At 42.1% G+C, this 21,262-nt stretch carries 20 protein-coding genes and 1 tRNA gene; 10 read left to right on the plus strand and 11 right to left on the minus strand.

Annotated features, from left to right (window positions below; all coding sequences use genetic code 11):
• Positions 1–96 precede the first annotated feature (96 nt).
• Positions 97–1,797 (plus strand): penicillin-binding transpeptidase domain-containing protein, encoded by a 1,701-nt coding sequence (locus tag NHE_RS03115; RefSeq protein WP_038559892.1) that lies wholly within the window; start codon positions 97–99, stop codon positions 1,795–1,797.
• Positions 1,798–1,952: 155 nt separating this feature from the next.
• Here the strand turns inward: NHE_RS03115 and NHE_RS03120 are convergent, their stop codons facing one another.
• The 3 genes from NHE_RS03120 to NHE_RS03135 form a co-directional block, all read right to left on the minus strand.
• Positions 1,953–2,774 (minus strand): 3'-5' exonuclease, encoded by an 822-nt coding sequence (locus NHE_RS03120; protein ID WP_038559895.1) that lies wholly within the window; start codon positions 2,772–2,774, stop codon positions 1,953–1,955.
• Positions 2,775–2,895: 121 nt separating this feature from the next.
• Positions 2,896–4,140: a glutamate--tRNA ligase gene (locus NHE_RS03125; RefSeq protein WP_038559898.1), complete on the minus strand. Its 1,245-nt coding sequence runs from the start codon at positions 4,138–4,140 to the stop codon at positions 2,896–2,898.
• A 308-nt stretch (positions 4,141–4,448) separates the two neighbouring features.
• Positions 4,449–4,988: a glycerol-3-phosphate acyltransferase gene (locus NHE_RS03135; protein ID WP_232214969.1), complete on the minus strand. Its 540-nt coding sequence runs from the start codon at positions 4,986–4,988 to the stop codon at positions 4,449–4,451.
• Positions 4,989–5,085: 97 nt separating this feature from the next.
• Here NHE_RS03135 and NHE_RS03140 point away from each other — a divergent pair, with 97 nt between their 5' ends.
• The gene (locus tag NHE_RS03140; RefSeq protein WP_084473293.1) at positions 5,086–6,162 is read left to right on the plus strand and encodes a rod shape-determining protein; all 1,077 of its coding nucleotides are present in this window, start codon (positions 5,086–5,088) and stop codon (positions 6,160–6,162) included.
• A gap of 86 nt (positions 6,163–6,248) precedes the next feature.
• Here the strand turns inward: NHE_RS03140 and NHE_RS03145 are convergent, their stop codons facing one another.
• The 6 genes from NHE_RS03145 to ribA all read right to left on the minus strand — a co-directional run bounded on the left by NHE_RS03145 (position 6,249) and on the right by ribA (position 13,333).
• Positions 6,249–8,183 (minus strand): type IV secretory system conjugative DNA transfer family protein, encoded by a 1,935-nt coding sequence (locus NHE_RS03145; protein WP_038559904.1) that lies wholly within the window; start codon positions 8,181–8,183, stop codon positions 6,249–6,251.
• A 35-nt stretch (positions 8,184–8,218) separates the two neighbouring features.
• On the minus strand, positions 8,219–9,214 hold the full coding sequence (virB11, locus tag NHE_RS03150) for a P-type DNA transfer ATPase VirB11 (RefSeq protein ID WP_038559906.1): 996 nt from the start codon (positions 9,212–9,214) through the stop codon (positions 8,219–8,221).
• A gap of 6 nt (positions 9,215–9,220) precedes the next feature.
• Positions 9,221–10,606, minus strand: a complete 1,386-nt coding sequence (locus NHE_RS03155) for a TraB/TrbI/VirB10 family type IV secretion system protein (protein ID WP_232214970.1) — start codon at positions 10,604–10,606, stop codon at positions 9,221–9,223.
• 6 nt (positions 10,607–10,612) lie between these two features.
• Positions 10,613–11,347, minus strand: coding sequence for a TrbG/VirB9 family P-type conjugative transfer protein (locus tag NHE_RS03160; RefSeq protein WP_038559908.1), 735 nt, complete (start codon positions 11,345–11,347; stop codon positions 10,613–10,615).
• A complete protein-coding gene (locus NHE_RS03165) occupies positions 11,334–12,011 on the minus strand; it encodes a VirB8 family type IV secretion system protein (RefSeq protein WP_038559910.1) in 678 nt (225 codons plus the stop codon). Before NHE_RS03165 ends, NHE_RS03160 begins: the two co-directional genes overlap by 14 nt.
• A gap of 260 nt (positions 12,012–12,271) precedes the next feature.
• Entirely contained in the window at positions 12,272–13,333 is a 1,062-nt protein-coding gene (gene ribA / locus NHE_RS03170; RefSeq protein ID WP_038560675.1) for a GTP cyclohydrolase II, read from the minus strand.
• Positions 13,334–13,619: 286 nt separating this feature from the next.
• On the opposite strand from ribA, the gene dapF reads away from it, so the two are divergent.
• Positions 13,620–14,453 carry a diaminopimelate epimerase gene (dapF, locus tag NHE_RS03175; RefSeq protein WP_084473295.1) on the plus strand — a complete coding sequence of 278 codons (834 nt, stop codon included), beginning with the start codon at positions 13,620–13,622 and terminating at the stop codon, positions 14,451–14,453.
• Positions 14,454–14,594: 141 nt separating this feature from the next.
• Here dapF and NHE_RS03180 read toward each other — a convergent pair whose 3' ends face one another.
• Complete coding sequence (locus NHE_RS03180) at positions 14,595–14,906, minus strand: FtsB family cell division protein (RefSeq protein ID WP_038559914.1); 312 nt, start codon at positions 14,904–14,906, stop codon at positions 14,595–14,597.
• Between the two features lie 162 nt (positions 14,907–15,068).
• Between NHE_RS03180 and NHE_RS03185 the strand changes: the two genes are divergently transcribed.
• The 7 genes from NHE_RS03185 (at position 15,069) to clpX (ending at position 20,207) form a co-directional block, all read left to right on the plus strand.
• The gene (locus NHE_RS03185) at positions 15,069–16,067 is read left to right on the plus strand and encodes a pyruvate dehydrogenase complex E1 component subunit beta (protein WP_038559917.1); all 999 of its coding nucleotides are present in this window, start codon (positions 15,069–15,071) and stop codon (positions 16,065–16,067) included.
• A 128-nt stretch (positions 16,068–16,195) separates the two neighbouring features.
• Complete coding sequence (locus NHE_RS03190) at positions 16,196–16,459, plus strand: hypothetical protein (protein ID WP_038559920.1); 264 nt, start codon at positions 16,196–16,198, stop codon at positions 16,457–16,459.
• Positions 16,460–16,612: 153 nt separating this feature from the next.
• Complete coding sequence (zapA, locus tag NHE_RS03195; protein WP_038559923.1) at positions 16,613–16,936, plus strand: cell division protein ZapA; 324 nt, start codon at positions 16,613–16,615, stop codon at positions 16,934–16,936.
• A 6-nt stretch (positions 16,937–16,942) separates the two neighbouring features.
• Positions 16,943–17,023 (plus strand) — tRNA-Leu (locus tag NHE_RS03200).
• A 31-nt stretch (positions 17,024–17,054) separates the two neighbouring features.
• On the plus strand, positions 17,055–18,374 hold the full coding sequence (gene tig, locus NHE_RS03205; protein ID WP_038559926.1) for a trigger factor: 1,320 nt from the start codon (positions 17,055–17,057) through the stop codon (positions 18,372–18,374).
• A 41-nt stretch (positions 18,375–18,415) separates the two neighbouring features.
• Positions 18,416–19,021: an ATP-dependent Clp protease proteolytic subunit gene (locus NHE_RS03210; RefSeq protein WP_038560678.1), complete on the plus strand. Its 606-nt coding sequence runs from the start codon at positions 18,416–18,418 to the stop codon at positions 19,019–19,021.
• A complete protein-coding gene (clpX, locus tag NHE_RS03215) occupies positions 18,999–20,207 on the plus strand; it encodes an ATP-dependent Clp protease ATP-binding subunit ClpX (RefSeq protein ID WP_038559929.1) in 1,209 nt (402 codons plus the stop codon). Before NHE_RS03210 ends, clpX begins: the two co-directional genes overlap by 23 nt.
• A gap of 8 nt (positions 20,208–20,215) precedes the next feature.
• Here clpX and NHE_RS03220 read toward each other — a convergent pair whose 3' ends face one another.
• Positions 20,216–20,986, minus strand: a complete 771-nt coding sequence (locus tag NHE_RS03220) for a rod shape-determining protein MreC (protein WP_038559931.1) — start codon at positions 20,984–20,986, stop codon at positions 20,216–20,218.
• Positions 20,987–21,262: the final 276 nt, after the last annotated feature.

The raw sequence follows: 21,262 nt of genomic DNA on the forward strand, positions 1-21,262 counted from the left end.
CTGTCCCTATTTGGATGTCCAGCTTTAGTATCACGATCTCCTCTGTGCACGTTGGTTTCTGTACCTAGTGGAAACTCTTTTGAGTGAATATTGCTCATGAGCTTTCATGACTCTGATAGGAGGATTTTCGTCTTAGGGGGGATTGGGCTGATCGGTGCGATCGCTGTATCTGGGAGATTTTTCAAGCTTCAGATACTGGAGAATGAGAAATACAAGCTGTTATCGGATCAGAACAGGATACGCACTGTGCTTGTCCACGGTCCTCGAAGGATCGTCGTCGACTGCGATAGAATCGAAATCGCCGGAAACAAAAAGATATACAATATAACATGCACTCCATCCGAAATAATGGATAAGGCATACATCTTAGAGTGGCTGACACAGGTATTCGACCTCTCCGAATCTGAAACAGCCGCACTCAGAAATAAAATCCATGGCACTGAAACATTCATTATCAAGACACCATTAGGATGGCAAGAAATTAGCTTATTAGAGTTCAAGTCAAATCAGCTGCAAGGAATAAGAATCAATAAGGAATACTTCCGTACTTATCCATTAGGAGCAGCGATGGCGCACATCATAGGCTACACAGTCTACGACTCCAAAGAAAAGAAATGTAAGGGCATCATAGGTTTGGAGAAATTATATGAATCAAGTATTCAAAGAGACGCCGAGATTATAAAGAAAGAAGTAGATTCGAGAGAGAGATATAGGAGGGAATTAGAGCGTTCGAGAATAAGTAATCCAGATATCGAGTTCAAAGTATCTATGTCCGCAAAACTACATGAATTTATTTATGAACTCATCTCCAGACACAGGGCAGCTGTGTGCATCATGGAAATACCATCAGGGAAAATCAGAGCAATGGTGAGTTCACCATCATACGACAACAATATTTTCTCCAGCGGAATAATTTCCCAAAAACAATGGGCAGATCTCAATACCGATCCAAATAAACCACTTTTAAATAGGACAATCTCAGCAACCTTCCAACCCGCGTCTACTTTCAAGCCAATTGTCGGACTCGCAGCATTAGAAAGTAAAATTATCGATGAAGAGTATACTATCAATTGCACTGGTTCGATAAAGATAGGAAATAGAAAATTCCATTGCTGGAAAAGATTCGGGCATGGGAAAGTTAATCTTACAAGGGCAATAGCTGAGTCGTGCAACGTATACTTTTACAAGATAGGGCGCAAAATCAGTGCAGAGGAGATCATTGGTTTTGCTGAAAGATTTGGTCTCGGGACACAGACTTTCACAAATATGAAAGAAGAAAGATATGGTATTCTTCCGGACATGGAATGGCGTAATAAGTACCTAACTCAACCTCTAGGACGAGGAGATATAATCAATATTTCAATAGGCCACGGATATCTATCAGCGACTCCGATACAGCTCGCAGTGATGGCAGCAAGACTCGCAACAGGAAGACAGATTCTACCTACTTTCGATGATACTGCCAGCGAAATATTTCCGCAGATAAACATAAATCATGAACATTTAGCTACGGTAAGACGAGGCATGCTCAATACATTCAGCAACACGGGGACGTGTAGAAATTTCACATCCGAAATGGGTAAGATATCAGGAAAGACAGGTACGGGTCAGATTAGGGGCAGGATGAATGAGGATCACTTCTATAGAGGATCCAACTCCCTTTTTATTGGATATACAACTAATGTGCAAGACACAAATCATGCTATTTCTGTGGTGATAGAAAAAGCTGAAGATATATCTGCATCCTCAGTGGCCGTCAAAGCACTTAGATATATGGACAAGAGGAGCCAGCCATGAGGGCTATTAATAAGGATTTTCACGATCTCAGGAAGCCACTTTTGGATCCAGCAGTTTGGGTTTACTGCTGTTGGTTATTGAAAGCAGTAATCCTTAATAGGATTGCAATCCCAGCTAGTGAAGAGCGATACAAGGATCATCGTTCCTCACAGTAATTACTTGAAATGTAATACTGGACTTCTATCTAATAGCTGTAGGAATTCCCGATAACTTGGATTTTTATCCAGATTCTCATTTAGGTAAAATTGCAATTCATTCAGATTGCGCGTATAGCTGTCAGACGAAATCCTTCCTTGGTGTCTGAGCATAATGAGGTAGATCATATATGTATTCAGCACATCTATCTCGCAGTAATATTTGATCTCATTTATTTTACCCTGGTCGTACATGGATACTACATTTGCGCCGTCGATACCAAGCTTCCCCGGAAGCCCGAATGCGACACAAAGCTCACTCATTTTCATCCTAGCTGAACTTCCATAGTCAGAAAGCACCTCGATAAGATCAGTGTGCCAATCTGCGCTATATCTGTTATTGTAATTGCTCCATTTATCCCCTGAGTAGTAAAAATCCCTTGCAACGATCCCGTAACGCATAGCTTTATACTTCAGAACTGATAGATCGAAGGCTCTACCATTGTAGGAAACCAATCTAGGAAGCGATTTGCAAACATGATCGAAAAAAAACTGAACCAATTCCTTTTCGGCATAGGATTCAATATCCCCGGATGCAATTTTTTTCAGTTCAAGGAACTCATAACCATTTTTCACTGCCAAAGTTGCCTTAAGCAATGAGACAACTATCACCTTATGGAAAGGCTGTCTAAGAAAAGGATTTTTACCATCAGTGATTCTCAGATGATAATCTTCCATCGCACTCCTCATTTCATCAAGATTGTCGCTCTTGCAACCGGTGAGTGCAGCACAGAGGTCAGTATCGGGAATAGTCTCTACGTCAAATACGACAACGGAATCCATAACTTCTTACCTTAAAAGGAAACTACTACATCACTAGATGGATCAACTTTCTAGCGCTTCTTATTTTTGGGGTGTCCAAACGCGCTCACACTGAAATAACAAATCAGAAAATAACGACCACTTAGTCTGTCACAGCATCGCGCAATTTTTCCAGTACTGCTTCTCTACCAAAGATATCCATTATCTCAACCACTGATGGTGAACTCTCCTGGCCTATTAGTGCTAACCTCAGATTTGTATAGACTACCTTAGCCGGAACTGAGGAAGATGAAATATACTTTCTCAATGTCTCCTTGAGACTGAAATTCCAATCAGCTCCTTGCAACACTCCTAATAGATCCACTAGCAATGATTTATCGACTACTGACACAGGAACAACATTCTTCCAGCAGAATTCTAAGCTATCCTTGAGTTCAATAAGTGAACTACATTTTTTCCTGAAAAGTTCAACGAAAGCATTAAATGAATCAAGTGAAACCACAAGTTCAACTTTTACCAGATCCAGCACCTCTGATGCGATCCTATCAACTGGAAGAGTTCTTATGTAGTATGCATTCAGATGGTGGAGCTTCTCATTATCGAAGCGCGCCGGAGACTTACCGATTCCAACAATATCGAAAAGAGCAATTGCTTCCTCAATAGAAAATATCTCCTTATCTCCATGAGCCCAGCCCAACCTAAGTAGATAATTAAACATCGCCTCAGGAAGAATACCTGCCTCCTTATACGCTATGACATCGACAGCACCATCTCTTTTCGAGAGCTTAGCCCCGTGAGTGTTATGAATGAGTGGTATATGTGCAACATTAGGAAAAGACCAACCCATTGCCTCATATATCAATTTCTGAGTAAAGGTGTTCGTAATATGGTCGGAACCCCTTATTATATGTGTCACGCCCATATCGTGGTCATCCACAACTACCGCAAGCATATATGTTGGACTTCCATCCGATCTCAGAATCACTACATCATTGATATTTTTCGTTTCTGTTGAAATATCCCCCAGAATCAGATCGGTAAATTGTACAGCCGCACCATGCATGATCCTGAGACGTATTGCACCGTCTTTTGTATATGCCTTACCGCTCTCCAGAAGAGCAGATGCCACCGCTTTATGTCTTTCAACATTCGCGGACTGATGTACAATGCCATCATACTTCAAAGCAAGCCAGGAAAGACCATCTAAAATCGAATCTAGGTAAATAGACTTCGATCTAGCAGCATCGGTATCCTCTATTCTCAGTAGGAATTTACCTCCACGCTTCCTTGCATACAGGAAATTAAACAAGGCTGTCCTCAATCCCCCAATGTGCAGATTCCCTGTTGGAGAAGGCGCAAATCTTGTGATTACAGTCACGCTTATCATTTAAGAGCAATCGTTCTCAAAACGTTAGCACCGCGCCTTTATCCGCACAAGAGTGAGATTCCAGAAACGAGATCTGTGACTTTCCTACAAAACCACATACTCAAAAGAGAATTTTCATCCATCAGAGAAGAAATGAATCGCAAGAGAAAGGATCAGATATATAAGATATATATATTAGATTCAACTCAAGAGCTGGATGAAGGCCAACTTAGAACTGAGCATCAAGCAGATACCCGCTCTTACTACAAACATGTCTAGACTGTCACTAGAATCTCCCACTGCATTTTAGGAAAAGCCAAGATAATTATTCAGCTTCTAGAAGATAAAAAATTCGTCAGATTGCTGACGTGCCTGAAGAGGATTAAAAGGGTCGCTGTGAGTATAGGCAAGAAGACGTAAAGATCGAAAGTCACATAAGAAACGATTGCACCAACAAAACAAGCAGAAAGTGACGCAATAAACGGATATCTAAAAATCGCGAAAACCACCAGCCAAACATATGAAACAATGAGAAACACTACTGGATTCAAAGCAAAATATACGCCCATCATTGGTGCAACTCCTTTACCGCCTTTGAAAGCAAGATAAACAGGAAAAACATGCGCAAAGACTGATACAAGACCAATTACTGAGGCAAAAACCTCACCACAATACTTCTCAGCTATGAATACAGGAACTGCAGCCTTCAAGAAATCCAGGAGAAACACAATAGAACCAGCTTTCAAGCCTGCAACACGGGTGACGTTAGTAGCCCCAGGGTTTCCGGAACCCTCCGCACGAATATCAACACCAAGGTAATTAGAGATACAATAGGCAAACGGTATCGCTGACACAATGTAAACAAGCATCGCGAAACATAGATAGTCCATTTCAAGCAGACATCAAAAGTATGGATTTTAGCGCAATTGCGGTTAACATTGAAGAGTATCTAAACAGGGCCAAAAGTTGCAGAGTATCAAGAAAGTCGTCAAAGCATTTATTTCAGTTCTGAATTCGAAGAGTTTTTACGCAAACAATCTGGCCATAGATCTAGGCACAGCAAATACTTTGGTCTACGTCGAAAATAAAGGAATTAAGCTTAATCAGCCTTCAGTGGTTGCGCTGGTGGAGGATAAAGGGCGCTTCATACCGTATGCGTTCGGTCATCCAGCGAAACTAATGCTCGGTAAAACACCGGATAAGATCAAGGCAATAAGACCGCTAAAAGATGGTGTAATCGCTGATTTCAGATGCGCCGAAGAAATGATTAAGTACTTCATCAAGATTGTAAACTCTGGAGCATTGATCAATAGGCCAAATATTGTAATATGTGTCCCTTCAGGCTCCACACCAGTTGAAAGGCGTGCCATACAGGATGCTGCAGAGAGTGCCGGAGCAAGGGAAGTCTTCCTAATAGAGGAACCAATGGCGGCAGCAATAGGCGGAGGTCTTCCGGTGACTGAGCCAAAAGGATCCATGATCGTTGATATCGGTGGCGGAACTACAGAGGTAGCTGTGATCTCATTAGGTGGAATAGTTTATTCAAGATCGGTACGAGTCGGCGGGGACGTAATGGATGAAGCAATTATAAGCTATATCAGGAAACACTATAATCTACTCATTGGTGAATCCACAGCAGAGAAAATAAAAAAAGAGCTGGGCACCGTCTACGTTAGAGATAAGGCCCAAGAGCGTTCGATGACATTGCGTGGGCGTGATGTAGTAAACGGTATACCTAAGGAGATCATTCTCACTGAGTCACAAATAGCAGAAAGCTTGGAAGAACCAATATCAGTAATTATTGCAGCAGTCATGGTGGCCCTGGAGACAATTCCGCCTGAATTATCTTCAGATATTGCAAGCTCCGGAATCATGATTTCAGGGGGAGGTGCAATGCTCAGAAATTTGGATTACGTTCTGAGTAATGCTACACAGTTGTCCGTGAGCATCTCCGAAAATCCTCTTGAGTGCGTAGCAATTGGTACTGGAAAGGTCTTAGAATCCTTGGAAACATTTAAGCACGTCTTGTTTAAGCAGGATTAATTAACAAAGGAAGGGCAACACTGCAGGCTAGCAATTAAGCCTCATTACCTCAGATACTGCTACCTCAGATACTGCTATATGACAGCTTAGACTTTATCCTCTTCTGTTTCAAGCTCTTCGTCATCCAGGTCATCGACGAACTCAGATAGATCTTCATCACTATCAAGGTCCTCGAAGTCCTCTTCTTCATAATCAGAGTCATCTAAAAGTGACTCGTCTTCCAATAGAGCCTGCTCTTCCTCTATTGGAAGCGGAGTATTTTCCTCTAATTCTTTAGCCTCTTTCTCCTTACGGATTTTTTCCTCGAATTTCTTGGGGTCGAACGGCTCCTGCGTTGGAATAGAAATAGGATCCATGAGTTTCTTTGTGAAAAAGCTATCCTCATAGTACTTAATCTTCTTAGACCGGATAGGATAAGTAGATTCAATCAATAGAATCTGTTGATCCCGAGGCAACATAATCACCTCTTGAGGTAATAACAGGGCCCTTTGTGTCTCTGAGACGTGCAGCGACCTCGATGCAGGGTTGAGATCCAGAAACTTCGGTTTATTGAGTGACTCCTGAGCAACCGTTTTGTTCCCCACAAGCTGTGAGATCAAGTTTGCTGTCTCAATATTGTTCGCAGCGAAAGTGATCCTATAAGTCGAGTTTGAAAGGAATGAGTTCATTCCAGCTTCTTCATAGATTCCCTTGAGTTGTTCAGTATCTTGGATAATCAAAAAGAGGCGTACGTTATAACCACGGAAATATGCAATACCAGTCTTGAACTGTTCCATCTTACCTAGGGTAGGGAACTCGTCCATCATGAATAGGACGCCGTACGGCTCATCCTTGCTAGGCAGACTTCTACATAGGAACTCTGTTGCCTGCTGGTAGAACACTTGCATCAATGGCTGCAGCCTCGTCAAGTTATCTGGAGTCAAACCGACGTACACAGTTGTAAGATCCTTCTTAAACTGCATGAAGTTGAAATCACTAGTCGCGGTAGTTGTATCGATGAGTGGATTCGCCCACAGTTCTAGGGAGGAGTTCATTGTTGAGATCACGCCAGATCGCTCTTTATCAGCTTTTTGCAAGAATGCAGCTATGTTCATATACGCAACTGGGTGGATCTTTTTACCCATAGTATCCAATGCAACAGCGAGACTATAAGTGACATCATCGCTTCTCATGACCCTTACCACCTCACCGAAGGATTTCACCTTTTCAGGCACGGCAAGGATATAGAGCACTACTCCAAGGAATAGGCTTCGTGCTTCGTTGACCCAGAAATCTTGTTCGGGCATGAGCAGGTTAGCGATCTTTTGTACATCATCGACCATTTGTCCAGGCTTCGAACTCACCCAATCCAGGGGATTATAGCAATGACTCTTACCGTCAGGATCTGCTGGACTCCAACAATAGACCTTTTGACCAATTTTTTTTCGATATCCGCTTGTAAGGTTGAAGTTCTCCAACTTGATATCATGTACCACAACTGAATCCTCCCAAAAAAGGAGGTTCGGGATTACGAATCCCACACCCTTACCTGAACCAGTAGGAGCGAATAGTAATGCATGTTGATATCCACTTGCAATTAAGAAACCTCTTTTATCCTTTCCGAGCAGGAGACCCTTACGACTTCTTAAACCGATTTTTCTGATCTCTCTTTCTGTAGCCCACCTTGCATCACCATGTACAGACTCTTTTTTCTTAAACGGCCTCCAATCCATAATCGGTGCCCGAAGCATGTAGAATCCCACACCTAATATCCCAAATGGGATAGCTAAGGAAACCGCAAGCTTGACTTTCACGGCTGTAGCCCAGGCTTCCCAGTTAGTGAAGAGATTATAGATATACGTGAATATCGTAGGCCACAACCTCATAGGAAACTTATCTAGAGTAGGTTGCAAGCTATGGAAATCCAAATACGCTATACCCCAGACAGAAGCTATAAAAATAGCTGCAGATATGTACAGAGCCAGGGCAAATATGAAGGCTATGAGAAAAAATATTGTTACGATATTCCTAAACTGTCGCATAATATAACCTTAGCTCATCAAACGTCCCATGGAATTTATACATTACTGTTTCTCAACTCGCGTGTGAACAACAACTTCGATACGAATCTTTTCCCGTGCTCATCCCTTTTCAACTGAACAATAACATCTATTACATTTATTATATATTCCCTAACCTGGACAGGAGGGATACCCAAACCAGCCTGCATCACCATAAGTTTCAGCTGTTCTATAGCCATGTTTGGAGTATCTGCATGTAATGTAGCGATAGAGCCCGGGTGACCAGTATTGATCGCCCTTAAAAAACCGAAAGCCTCAGTACCTCTGAGCTCACCAACAATAATCCTATCCGGGCGCAAACGCAAGCAGGCCTCTATCAGATCTTGCGTAGTGACGTTGGCTCTACCCTGCCCCCCTTTGGAGGAAACCAAATGCACTCTGTTCGGGTGTTTTGATAATACAACCTCTCTTGCATCTTCGACCGTGATAATCCTCTCATGAGAAGGTATCTCCTGCATTAAGCTATTAGCAAAAGTTGTCTTCCCGGTGGATGTACCGCCACTAATGATGATATTTTTCTTTCCCACGACCGCGGTAGCAAGAAACTCTTTAATCTCACCACTGTCCAGCATGCATTTCAATCGGTCGTCTAAATCGGTGGAGGAAGATGCACTCTTCAGCACCTCAAAGGCACCCATTCTATCATAATCCGCTAGGGAGAGCTGGACACTGCTAGGCTTCCTTATGGACATAACGACTGTCCCACTTTCAGCTGCAGGGGGCAGGACTATCTGAATTCTACACTCATTAGGAAGCGTCGCAGAGAGTAATGGATACTCACCACTGACACTTTGTTCAGTTGCTTGGGCAACCAACTTTGCAAGTCCCTTAAGATGCTGAAAGTCCAAGACAGGAAGTTCAGAGCGAGTGATTTCACCATTTTTCTCGATCCAAATTTCTCCTGGTTTATTTACCGAGATCTCATTTACATCTGCATCTGAAAAAATTTCGTCCAGTGGCTCCAAATACTTGTTAAGTGCAGTGTGTTGCATATATTCCTACTCAAGAACCTTATACTCTTGGAAAGAAGATTTAGGAAAGACGATATCCTGATCAACAAATACTTTGAGCTTAGCACCCTGATTAATCGTAATCGTAGGATTGGCATTCGCCATACGTTTAACATAATCAGTGACCTGCTTGGATGCGTCCTGGACAGCTTGTATTCCAATAATAGCGCCAGCCGAACCCTTTGCTTTTGAACCATCATCATCTACGTCATCATTTTTCTTTACTAATGGTCTTTTCGGAGTACTAACTGTGACTTCAGAAAGTTTCTTATCTGCACCCATGATCCTATCCACAATTATTCCGCTAGCAACTCTGGCAGTAGCAAGCAGGATAGAGGTACTCATGACGTTAGAGACCTTACTGTTGACAACGCCTCTGACACCCGCACGACCAAGTGGATCCACACCCGCGAAGTTACCCAAGGTGATATCTATCCCATTTGGAAGAATGATACGTGTCCAGACGATGTTCACCCTGGATTGGTTGAACGAAATATCCGACGAATAAGAACCTATCAACCTCGAACCTCTAGGTATTAAGATTAAGTTTCCTGATTCAGAGAATACATCTCTACTGACTACAGCTCTAACTTTCGCCTGTAGGTCCGTATTTATTGCCGTTTCGAGGACAGCATCTAGCATCTTTCCTTCAGCGAGGACATAATCCAGGTTACCGAGATAAGTCGCCACAGTCTGATTTTGAGTTCTTTGTAACGCCTTATCCTCTAGAGGAGTAGTATCGGTCTGCTGCAATGACTTCCTTAGATCGCCCAACTTGCTCGGATCGAGCATGCTACTCGGATCAGAGAAATTTATTCCACTTGATTCTCCATCAGGAGATTGAGCGCCGCCACCACCAAAAACCAACATTGGAGTTGTTCTATCATATCTATACTTACCACCAGCAACGACCTTAGTAGGTGGATCCATAGGACTACTCCCGGATGGGGTACCAGGCGGTAGAAAGGATGGGAGAGCGGGTGCAGATCTCTCCGCAGTAGGAGCTTCAGGCTGCTGAGGAAGTGGCATAGGAGGCAACTTTGGAAGCTCAGGCAACTTTGGCGGAAGAAGAACGTGATTAACATCATCATCTTTAGGTAAAATGAAAGAACTTTTTTCGGATTTCTTCACTTCCTTAGTATCGATGACCTTTTCTTCCGAAGCAGGATGAAATGTTCTATCCAGCTCCTTATCTTTATCCGCATTACCGGCGAAAAACTTGTACGTAAAAAAAAATCCTATTGCAACAAGAACGACATAGATAACTTTTTTCTTGAAACCACCACCCCTTTCTCCAGAAGTTCTGTCCTTAACTTCTACAGACTCATCTCCTATGCTGAATTCTTCTACGTCGTTATCGTATCTTTCTTGCATAATCGACTACTCCAAATCATTATTTACTACTTCCAAAACAGAACTCCGATAGCGCAAATGTAACTTCTTGTGTACTCCCTCTATGACCACGTATTCCTTGAACTTCCACATCTTTGCCTGAGTCTCGCTTCTATCTGGATTAACGACAAACACTCTCGGTATTTTATCTCCCTTGAATTTAAAGAAAGTAAGATTAGTGTTATTCATGATTTCTGCAATCTCGAACTCAGCTTTACCTTGAACAGAGTAGTTCCGGCGAAGTACATCATAACTGAAATCATATAATTTCCCGTTGAGGGATAGACCTTCTTTTGGGTTTTCCTTATTGGAGTCTGCAACTTCATCTGGATAATAGAACCGCACTACGTAGTTTACTTGATTGGATTTTTTTGTCTCTTCTAAATGATCATCACTATCGCTAAACAGGTCAAAGACATAAGTATGCCTATCTGTCACCACAACCATGTTAGTGGATAGACCTTTCTCCAACGGGCGCAGGAATATTTTATTTCCTATAGGGTTCATGTTCCAACCCACACTACCACCTATAGCGATTGTCTTAACTTTTTCCTTATCGGAGAACTCTATGAAGGACTGGTATCCATAACCTGTATCTATCCTGAAGATTGCATCCCTCGAATAGACCAGAGTTTTTATTCTATCATCAGATAAAGAACTATCATTTGCTGATGCGGAAGAAAGCAGCAGCAGCATTACAGAGAAAACCTTACGAGCGATCATCATCTACCTGAAAAGAAACAACAACAAAACCGAGAGGATTCAACTGTCTATCCTCCTCTGAGAGCTCAAGGTCCATGTAGGTATAACCTAGAGATATAAGGCGATCCACAGTTCTAACCCTACCATTGCTAGTAGCAAAACTTATGGAAATTCTAATTTGGATCGTGTCCTTGTCCAGATGCCTAATGGATCTAATCTCATATTTAGAATCCACAACGTCCGAATAAGCATTCAGAGGACTCGCGGGATTGTCCAAATCCAAAGATGACTTGAAAAAACTGTACACTTCAGGACTCGAGAATACTCTGACGGTAGTGTAATAATCGTAGCGATACGTAGCAGGGTGGAAAACCTCTCTTGCCTTCACATACTGCGTAGCAAAATAATTCGTTATAGCCCTATTTGCAGAATATTCCTTGACAGTCGCTGGATCGAGGTGAGTAACAATCCCACTCTTTTTCGAAACCTCAATGACAAACGGCTCTATGGTCCTGGAAGTACTGACTGCGAATAAAGTAAAGACGGATAATACAAGAACTAACAAGACACCAAGACTCATTACTATGAGGAAGTTTCTTTGCAGCGTAACGCGCCCGACACGCTCCTCATACCAATGCTCTACTTTCTGACTTTCTTCGCTTTTACCCTTAAAAAAACTTGCCATGAATCGTCAACACCATCGAGTACTATCTCTAACAACAGTTTCTTACTTAAAAACTAATCGCAATTGACCCTTATTACACACTTCCGGAGTCAAGACTACCTATAAAATAAAACGAACTGTCCAGCGTAAGAAGAAGGAACAACAGTTAGATATACTACATCATTTCACGGGAAGCTACATGGTTGCTGTTTGAGAATGGGATAAAGACAATGAACATCTTTCAACACCCAGAGGATGTGAGATACTTTCTTCGAAGCCCCTCAAGCAGTGAAAAGATGCCCCAAACGTTCAGATTTTGTGCGCAGGTACTTGAAGTTATGTGGATTACTGCGCGTCGTGAGTGGAACCCTATGCGTGATTTTTATTCCAGCAGCTGTAAGCTGTTCAATTTTTCTTGGGTTATTAGTAATGAGTCTCACTTTTTGTACACCAAGGTCATCAAGCATTTGTTTAGCTATTGAGAAGTCACGTTCATCATCTTTGAAACCTAGCGCAAGATTCGCTTCGACTGTATCTAGGCCTTTCCTAGACTGCAGGTCATAAGCTCTGATTTTATTTACCAATCCGATTCCTCTTCCCTCCTGTAGAAGATACAGTAAAATTCCACCTTGCGGGTCATCGAGCATCCTAATAAGGGAATCATGTAATTGATCTCTACAGTCACATGACAAGCTGGCTAGCAGATCACCGGTATAACAGGAAGAATGGATCCTCACCAACGGTTCTTCAGACTCCATAGGATCTCCTACTACGATTGCGTAGTGTTCCTTCAGGATAGATCTATAGCATACCATCTTCGACTTTATATCATTTCTCAAATGTATCGTCGCCTCTGAGACGCGAGAGACTTTTTGTTTTCCTATAGCACTTCTAATACTCTCCAGATCGAGAATCTGTAGGCCCTGAGTCAAGGCAAAATCACGTATACCTGCATCGTCCTCGAAACAAATTTGGGAGATAAGAATTTCGGGCAAGATCTCTGCCATTTTAGCGAGAAGAAGTAGAAGATTTTCCCCTTTATCGATGGTGCGAAAGTAAGATGCTTCCTGCAAACACTTCTCTATACCGCCGACCTTTTCAGGTTTTGAGACATCAATCTTGACGCCATATTCATTAGAGCACTGTGAGTAAAAGCCGAACCTTTCTGATGGGATTAATAGCGATATTCCATTTTCGCCATACCTTCTGAAGAAATCTTCCACATCACCTGATTCACAGGGCACAGCGACCATAGCTTTAGAAGAATCACGGAATATTACTACCGCACCGGCTTTGAACGCACACAGACTGAAGCGCGCTTGCCGATCAGGAGATAAAGACATCACAAGATAAATAAAAGTCGGGGTTAGGAATTTCACTCCTATATCACGCAGGAGGAAATTCCTGGATACCAACAACCTAACGAGAATCAGTACAAATATTATCTTATATAGAACAGATTTGCAAAATTCAGACTCCCACAAAGTATGAGATTGACTCACATGGCGAAAACAATGCTATCACAGCGAATACAACTAAAAGCATTCATTTCATTTGAGCACAGTAGACTCATTGTACTTTATTCCTCATGCGCTTATAAACCGTATAGAGAGACCAGAGAGTCAGGTAATGGATAACAAAAAGTGCATTAGCTTCGTAAAGATGCACGCTTGCGGGAATGATTTCATTATTATTCACAACACAGAGTTCTCTGGGATACCAGAGCTGGATCGATGCGAAACAATAAGAAGACTCTCCAGTAGAAGAACGGGGATCGGATGCGATCAACTATTGATTGTTTCTAATGAAGGTCCATTAGAAGCAGAAATGATCATATACAACAGTGACGGATCTTCAGCGGCTACATGTTTGAACGGCGCTGCATGCGTCGCGCTCGATCTGATGCGGAACAACAAAGAATGGAATTTCCTTATTAAGTCTAGTGGCGGAATATTTCTAGCTCATCTAGAAAACGAGAAGGTCAGAATCATTCCGACTACGATTCTCCAAAACAATCTTCCTACTAAGGAGAAAGTACTATCGAAATCTCTATCTAAGTTTTCGCTACCGGGAATAAGGTATGTTGGTATCGGAGTTAGCATAGGAAATCCACATTTAGTTTTCTTCGTGGAAACAGAGAAAGAAGTCGACGAGATTCACAGTTTTGCGGACCTTGTACGCAGGAACAATCCATTTACAAGGGAAATAAATCTCAGTGTAAGCTGTATCTTTGACGGAGTTGCATTATCTAGGGTAATCGAAGCAGGTACTGGTGAGACACTCGCCTGTGGGAGTGCTTCTGCCGCGATATATCTAGCGGCACGAAATTTAGGATTAGTGGAAACAGAACTTACAATAAGGTTCCCCGGTGGTGATCTGATTGCAGGACCACATAAGGAATTCTATTACATCGCTGCGACTCCGAAATATGTTTTTCGCGGCTCATTCTGGATCCCATTCTAGGAAACTCAAGCTTTCTCGCAATATTGAGTCTATTTATCCTGGGTACACCGTCCTAATACGACAGCGAAAAGACAGAATGTACTACAAAATCCACACTTGATGTCCAGAGTAGAACATTCGCTTCTGGCATCCTCACAGAATTTACTCCAGTGGCATGTCGTGGTAGATCACTTTCTCACCTTTTTTCATCAATCCGAATTTCTTGCGGGACTGCTCCTCAAGTAAATCCATATCGAGCCTTTTCTCATCGACAATAAGTGATATATCAAGTTCTAACCTTTCCTTTTGCTTCTGTAACGTGATGATCCTATCCCTGGCCTGAGAAATTTCAGCCTTGAGTTTTGCTGCATTCATTATGGAATGACTACTGAGCACCGTATGAAAAAAACAATAGAAGACCAGCATCAATAAAAGGATTATAAATCCGAAATAGCTCCAATCCTCTATCTTCATATTCACGACTCCGTAGCTGATTTTGCTCTCTTAGGTATTCTTGCATGGAAAATCAATATACCAAATCAACTAGCAGCAATGACGTTCGTGCACTTCGGCAAAACTGGAAAAATTAGCGAAAATGGATTATATTCTAACTCAAAATTTCGTCTTGAATAGCCAGTGCGGGAAATCACAGTCAGAGAAGCGATAGGGAACGCAATAGCTGAGGAAATGCGTCGCGACCCAGATGTCTTCATCATGGGAGAGGAAATCGGTAAGTACCAAGGTGCATACAAGGTTACACAGGGTTTACTCCAAGAATTTGGAGAGAGAAGAGTAATAGATACACCAATCAGTGAACATGGATTCACAGGCATCGCGATCGGAGCAGCTTTTGCTGGTCTGAGACCCATACTCGAGTTCATGTCATTTAATTTCTCCCTACAGGCTATGGATCAGATTGTCAATTCCGCTGCGAAAACACACTATATGTCTGATGGTCAACTGAGGTGTCCAATAGTCTTCAGGGGTCCAAATGGAGCGGCTGCGCAAGTTGCCGCACAGCATTCCCAGTGTTTTGCTGCCTGGTATTCCCACATACCAGGATTGAAAGTCATTGCTCCATATTTTGCGTCGGATTATCGAGGTCTACTGAAATCCGCTATAAGAGATAACAATCCTGTGATATTCCTGGAAAATGAAATTCTCTACGGTATGGCACATACTCTGACCCCTGAGCAAGAGGAAAATGATTACACGGTCCCAATTGGTAAGGCAAACGTAATCAAGGAGGGTTCTGATGTCACTATAGTCACCTTTTCGATCTGCGTTAAGCTCGCACTCGAAGCAGCAGAGATCCTCGCAAACGAAAACAACATCGATGTAGAAATCATTGACCTCAGAACACTCAGACCTTTGGACTTCGATACCGTACTTAAATCTCTGAGTAAGACAAATAAATTGATTACTGTCGAAGAAGGTTTTCCGGTACTGAGTTTCGGTTCTGAGATATCAGCCAGGATCATGGAGGAGGCGTTCGATCTCATGGATGCCCCTATAATTAGAGTCGCGTCAAAGGATACACCTCTGCCGTATGCCAGAAACTTGGAAAAGTTAGTGTTGCCGCAGGTATCGGACGTCGTGGAAGCGGTTAGGAGCGTGGTCTTATACAAAATCTGATGATATAACATCACCGTCCGCTAGACCTCCACGATCTGGGATAAAGGAATAATGTACTCACATTCATCCATGTCTAAAAGGAAAGTTCTTTGGATAGCAAATCAAACAATCTTGAACACTCCGCACCTATGGTAAAGCAGAATGAGGTATCACTACAAAAACTCGATTTCGCACTCAAAAAGTTGGAGAAAGTCATTCAAAGAAGACTCCAACTCGAGGAAATAAAACGCCACCAGGAATGCGAAAAATTAGCTATTGAAATAGCTGAACTCAAAAGACAAGCGAAGCTCCACATGAATGAGATTAAAATGCTTAAAACTATCATCAAGGAAGCTGTCGCAAACATCGATGAGGTGATAGAAATCATTGAAAAAATCCATGACCAGGTATAGCTTTGGGGTTGCCGCTATGTGGAAATGTTCGGGCATGTCACAATGCATAGGAGAATCAATTCTTCGGTTCTCTCGGAATGATCTTGCCCATCAATCTGCAGCAAAGAAGTTCACAAGCGCGTAAGAACAGGATCCACAAAATAGTAAAGATCAATGAGTAAGCTCATCACTAAAAGTATAGTCATCAACAATACAACTCATAAGATAGCCTGTACAAAGGAAGATGAAAAAAAACTAGAGTATCTGGCAGAAAGATTGGATAAACGAATGAAAGTGATCGCTGATTCATCAAATTCCAAGATAAACGATATCACTTTGCTCCTATTTGCAGCTCTCGAGCTGGAAAATCTACTACTGGATAGCAGTCAGAACAATGACAATAATGCAAGGAATACAACACATCAGCAAGAAAAAATTATTGATTACGCCACGTCTGCTATTGAAAATTTCATCGAGCACGTAGAGAATATGGATTAACGTTTTGCGGACGTGGCGGAATTGGTAGACGCGCTAGACTTAGGATCTAGTAGGTATCCTGTGGAGGTTCAAGTCCTCTCGTCCGTATTCGGAATATCTTAACATTGAATTTGCTTCTATGGTTCTAAAGGAAGTTTACAGTCAAAATCTGAAGAGGAAGTTCGAAATAGAGGTTCCCGCTTCGCTCATCGATAAGGGCTTCGAAGAAGCTATCAGGAGCAGGATGCAAAGGAATATCTACCCTGGTTTCAGGAAAGGTAGGGTTCCCTTCGATTTTGTCGCGAAACAAGAGGAAGGTCTGATAGACAGTGTGATAGTCGACCAGGTTTATAGACACTGGTGCGACATCAAGGACAGGGAAAATTTAGTTATTTTTAATGATCAGGAAAATATCGCCAAGATAGAGACGGATGGATATAAAAAAGAAAAAGCAAATGTCAGTTTCACAGTCGAATGCGAACTCCTTCCCGATGTACCGGAAATTGATTTCAGCAAAATGACCGTAAAGGCCAGAACCTTTATAGTTTCCCAGAATGACATAGATCTATATAAGGAGAGGATAAAGGATAACTTAGTGACTTGGGATGATGTAGATGCCTCATCCGCTGCTGAAGATGGAGATAGAGTTGTCTTAGACCTCAATGGGACAGTCCATGGGAAGCCTTTTAAAGGTGGTCAACTTATGGATTTCCAGTGCCGGATAGGGGATGGGAAAATTATCTCGTCATTGAACGATGGACTCATTGGAATGAAATCGGGAGAGAAGAAAGTCATAAGTGTTGCCTTCCCAGAAGACTATCACGACAGAGAGGTCGCTGGTAAGGAGGCTAGTTTCGACACCACACTGAAAAGCATCAAAAGAGCGAAGAAAGTCGCAGACCCGGATGCAGCACTCCTAACGCAGCTGCACTGTAAAACACAGGAAGAGCTCGATACGGAGATCAAAAAAATCATCACCTCTGAATGTGAGATAAAGTTAAACGAGGATCTCAGGAGACAGATCGAATCTAATTTAGAGAAGTACGACTTCCTTGTTCCGGATTCCCTAGTAGAGCAGCAGAAGCACTACATAAAAATGGATACACCAAGAATCGCAGATGATAAGCTCCAGGACGAGGCTTTGCGAAGAGCAAAGCTCTCCTTGATCTTTGCGCAGTTCGCTACTAAGAAGGAGATCTCTCTTGATAAGGCTGATGTCGCTCGACACCTTATGACCGTTTCTGCAGCCGCTGGATTGGACTTGGAGTATCTCGCGAACATTTATAGGAATAATAAGGACTTCGCTAACTCGGTGACACTGAGACTTATGGAAGGTAAAATAATCACCGCGCTTTTAGGCACTGTACAGAGGGAAAGCACCGAATCAACGGTCGAAGAGATACTGGCTGCCCAAAAACAGGAAATAGAGGCTGATAAGAAACAAGAGGCAGAGGCATAATTAGAGAAGGGTATAAGATGGATAATCGAATTACAGAGATGATGAACCTGGTCCCAATGGTTGTAGATCAGACAAGTCGCGGTGAAAGAGCTTACGATATCTTCTCTAGACTCTTGAAGGAGCGCATTATTTTCCTCGTTGGACCAATAGAGGATGGAATGGCAAGCCTTGTGGTAGCACAGCTGATTTTCTTAGAAGCTGAGAGTCCAGACAAAGATATTTTCATGTATATCAACTCACCAGGAGGAGTTGTGACAGCTGGTCTCTCAATATATGACACAATGCAATACATAAGACCTTCTGTATCTACAGTGTGCGTGGGCCAGGCCGCTTCAGCCGCCTCTTTGATACTTGCTGCAGGTGCCGAAGGAAAGCGGTTTGCCTTACCTCACTCCAGAATTATGGTGCATCAACCTTCTGGAGGAATACGCGGTCAAGCTACTGATATGGAAATCCACGTGAGGGAAATCCTGAAACTTAAGCGAATGATTAATGAAATCTATCAAAAGCATACTAAGCAGACTATAAAAAAAATAGAAGCACTCCTCGAACGAGATACTTTTCTAAGCGCTGAAGAAGCAAGAGGGTTCGGTCTGATCGACGATACAATCACAAAAAGAAAAAATGACAACAGCGAAAAAAAATGATTTAGTCCCGCAGTGCTCATTTTGTGGTGAAACTGAGGATAAAGTACAGAAATTGATTGCTGGTGCGTCAGCTTTTATTTGTGATAGATGTATCGTTTTGTGCTCCAATGTACTCAATGACGATCTAGGCGTGGGACACTCATCCATAGAAAAATTCAGACCAAAGGACATCAAACTATATTTCGATTCTTTTATCACTGCCCAGGAAGATGCAAAAAGGATACTTTCAGTTGCAGTTTATAACCACTACAAGTGCTTCATAAGGAACCAATATAAGACTAAGGATATTGAGATTTCGAAGTCCAACGTTTTGATTATTGGTCCTACAGGTTGTGGAAAAACTCTATTCGCCAAGACCTTAGCCAGATTTTTGAATGTCCCATTCGCCATCTGCGATGCAACAAGTATCACAGAAGCTGGCTACGTAGGCGATGATGTTGAGAACATCCTCAGAATGCTTTTGCAGTCGGCTGATTATAATGTCGAGGCAGCACAAAAGGGTATCATCTATATTGATGAGATAGATAAGATCTCAAAAAAATCGGATGGTCCATCTATAACACGCGATGTATCTGGTGAAGGAGTACAACAGGCTCTACTTAAAATCATGGAGGGCACTATCGCTTCTGTCCCGCCGCAAGGTGGAAGAAAGCATCCAAATCAGGAGCTTATACAAATTGATACTACGAATATTTTGTTCATATGTGGTGGCGCATTTGTCGGTCTTGATAGTATTGTTGCAAATCGCTTCAAGGGAAACGTGATGGGATTCGAATCCGAGTTGCGTGGAAGCAGGAGTACCACAGAAATCTTGAAAAAAGTTGAACCTGAAGATCTGATAAAATTTGGCTTGATTCCGGAGTTCATAGGACGTTTACCGGTTGTTGCTGTACTCGATGAACTCACGGAGGACAACTTAGTTGATATCCTTTCTGTACCCAATAACGCTCTGGTTAAGCAATACGCGCGCCTTTTTGAGATGGATAACATAAAGTTGTCCTTCAGCGATGATGCTCTTAGAACAATAGCACGCGAATCAATTAGGAGGAAAATAGGTGCTAGAGGCCTCAGAGCAATTATGGAAGCAACGCTACGAGACTACATGTTTGAACTTCCCAGTAAGGACGATGTCACCAGCCTCCTAATCACAGACGATATGGTCCGAAGTAAGATACACATCGCATAATGTTTTTGCTATTCATCGCCTAGCAGTACTGAGACTAGATTGAGTGCCTGACCATTAAACAGTACTTCTAATTTATTAGTTTCACCATCAAAACGTGCGATAGGTAAGTTTTCACTCCCGCCGATAGTTGAAAGAACAAGCTCACCGTCTATTAGGGATCCTTCCAGATAAGAGACTGCTAATCTCTTACATTCACCCGTACCAGAAATAATAAATCTATGTTGCGTGGCTGCTGATATAACAGGAATCCGAAAATGTGGATGTGTAACCAACATCCCTGTAATCAAATTGTTCTCTACAGAAATGATTTTTCCTATGACCCCTTTTTCATTGACAACTAACTGATCGGGCTTCACATTCATATTTCCACCTCTGATAGCCATGAACGTATGCTCTCTTATATTACCAACAATCCTAGTACTGAAAAACTTTTGAGAATATTGGTCGACAAAATTGAGTAGTTTTCTAAGCTCGCTGTTATCAGCCTGACATATCAGTAATTTGGATATAACTTCCATTCCCTCAGGAGCTTCGGGTATACTACCTCTTTGAATATCTTTTGTAAATATAAGTGAGGCCTCAACGAACTTAGCAACTATGGATGATATTGCCCTCCTAACTTCCTGGATAACCACTGCATGACGCAAATCCAATACCATCAAGCTGGTAGAACAGAGAATTAAGGAAAATAAAAAAGCATTAGAAGTACTTCTCCTAACTACCCTGAAGATCCAACGTAGGAAAGTCTCGCTCTTCTTGACTCGAACATACTCATACATGCTGAAGTACCAGAATCCTATACTAAAAAAGTAGTATTAATCTTAGGTTTATCAACTTTTGCTTCCACTGATTCAGCATTTAAGTTAAGTAATATGCATCCATTAATAGTAGAAAAATATATACTTAATGGATACTTTTTGCAATTCTCACTACAAAGGCAAATGACGGCAATCTATCTTGTTATTCGCCGGCAATCTTCTACTACATTTTGAACGCAATCCATAACAACAGCACGACCTGAGGCAGGCAAATACAGATAACCACTTCTTCTTACA

The organism is Neorickettsia helminthoeca str. Oregon, assembly GCF_000632985.1.
GTDB lineage: Bacteria > Pseudomonadota > Alphaproteobacteria > Rickettsiales > Anaplasmataceae > Neorickettsia > Neorickettsia helminthoeca.

Coding starts and splice junctions, on each gene's coding strand:
- NHE_RS03165 (WP_038559910.1), bottom strand. CDS start 12,011: ATGGCAAGTTTTTTTAAGGGTAAAAGCGAAGAAAGTCAGAAAGTAGAG.
- NHE_RS03145 (WP_038559904.1), bottom strand. CDS start 8,183: ATGCGACAGTTTAGGAATATCGTAACAATATTTTTTCTCATAGCCTTC.
- NHE_RS03120 (WP_038559895.1), bottom strand. CDS start 2,774: ATGGATTCCGTTGTCGTATTTGACGTAGAGACTATTCCCGATACTGAC.
- NHE_RS03155 (WP_232214970.1), bottom strand. CDS start 10,606: ATGCAAGAAAGATACGATAACGACGTAGAAGAATTCAGCATAGGAGAT.
- virB11 (WP_038559906.1), bottom strand. CDS start 9,214: ATGCAACACACTGCACTTAACAAGTATTTGGAGCCACTGGACGAAATT.
- tig (WP_038559926.1), top strand. CDS start 17,055: ATGGTTCTAAAGGAAGTTTACAGTCAAAATCTGAAGAGGAAGTTCGAA.
- clpX (WP_038559929.1), top strand. CDS start 18,999: ATGACAACAGCGAAAAAAAATGATTTAGTCCCGCAGTGCTCATTTTGT.
- NHE_RS03220 (WP_038559931.1), bottom strand. CDS start 20,986: ATGTATGAGTATGTTCGAGTCAAGAAGAGCGAGACTTTCCTACGTTGG.
- ribA (WP_038560675.1), bottom strand. CDS start 13,333: ATGTCTTTATCTCCTGATCGGCAAGCGCGCTTCAGTCTGTGTGCGTTC.
- NHE_RS03125 (WP_038559898.1), bottom strand. CDS start 4,140: ATGATAAGCGTGACTGTAATCACAAGATTTGCGCCTTCTCCAACAGGG.
- NHE_RS03190 (WP_038559920.1), top strand. CDS start 16,196: ATGGTAAAGCAGAATGAGGTATCACTACAAAAACTCGATTTCGCACTC.
- NHE_RS03135 (WP_232214969.1), bottom strand. CDS start 4,988: ATGCTTGTTTACATTGTGTCAGCGATACCGTTTGCCTATTGTATCTCT.
- NHE_RS03115 (WP_038559892.1), top strand. CDS start 97: ATGAGCTTTCATGACTCTGATAGGAGGATTTTCGTCTTAGGGGGGATT.
- NHE_RS03160 (WP_038559908.1), bottom strand. CDS start 11,347: ATGATCGCTCGTAAGGTTTTCTCTGTAATGCTGCTGCTGCTTTCTTCC.
- NHE_RS03180 (WP_038559914.1), bottom strand. CDS start 14,906: ATGAAGATAGAGGATTGGAGCTATTTCGGATTTATAATCCTTTTATTG.
- zapA (WP_038559923.1), top strand. CDS start 16,613: ATGAGTAAGCTCATCACTAAAAGTATAGTCATCAACAATACAACTCAT.
- NHE_RS03210 (WP_038560678.1), top strand. CDS start 18,416: ATGAACCTGGTCCCAATGGTTGTAGATCAGACAAGTCGCGGTGAAAGA.
- dapF (WP_084473295.1), top strand. CDS start 13,620: ATGGATAACAAAAAGTGCATTAGCTTCGTAAAGATGCACGCTTGCGGG.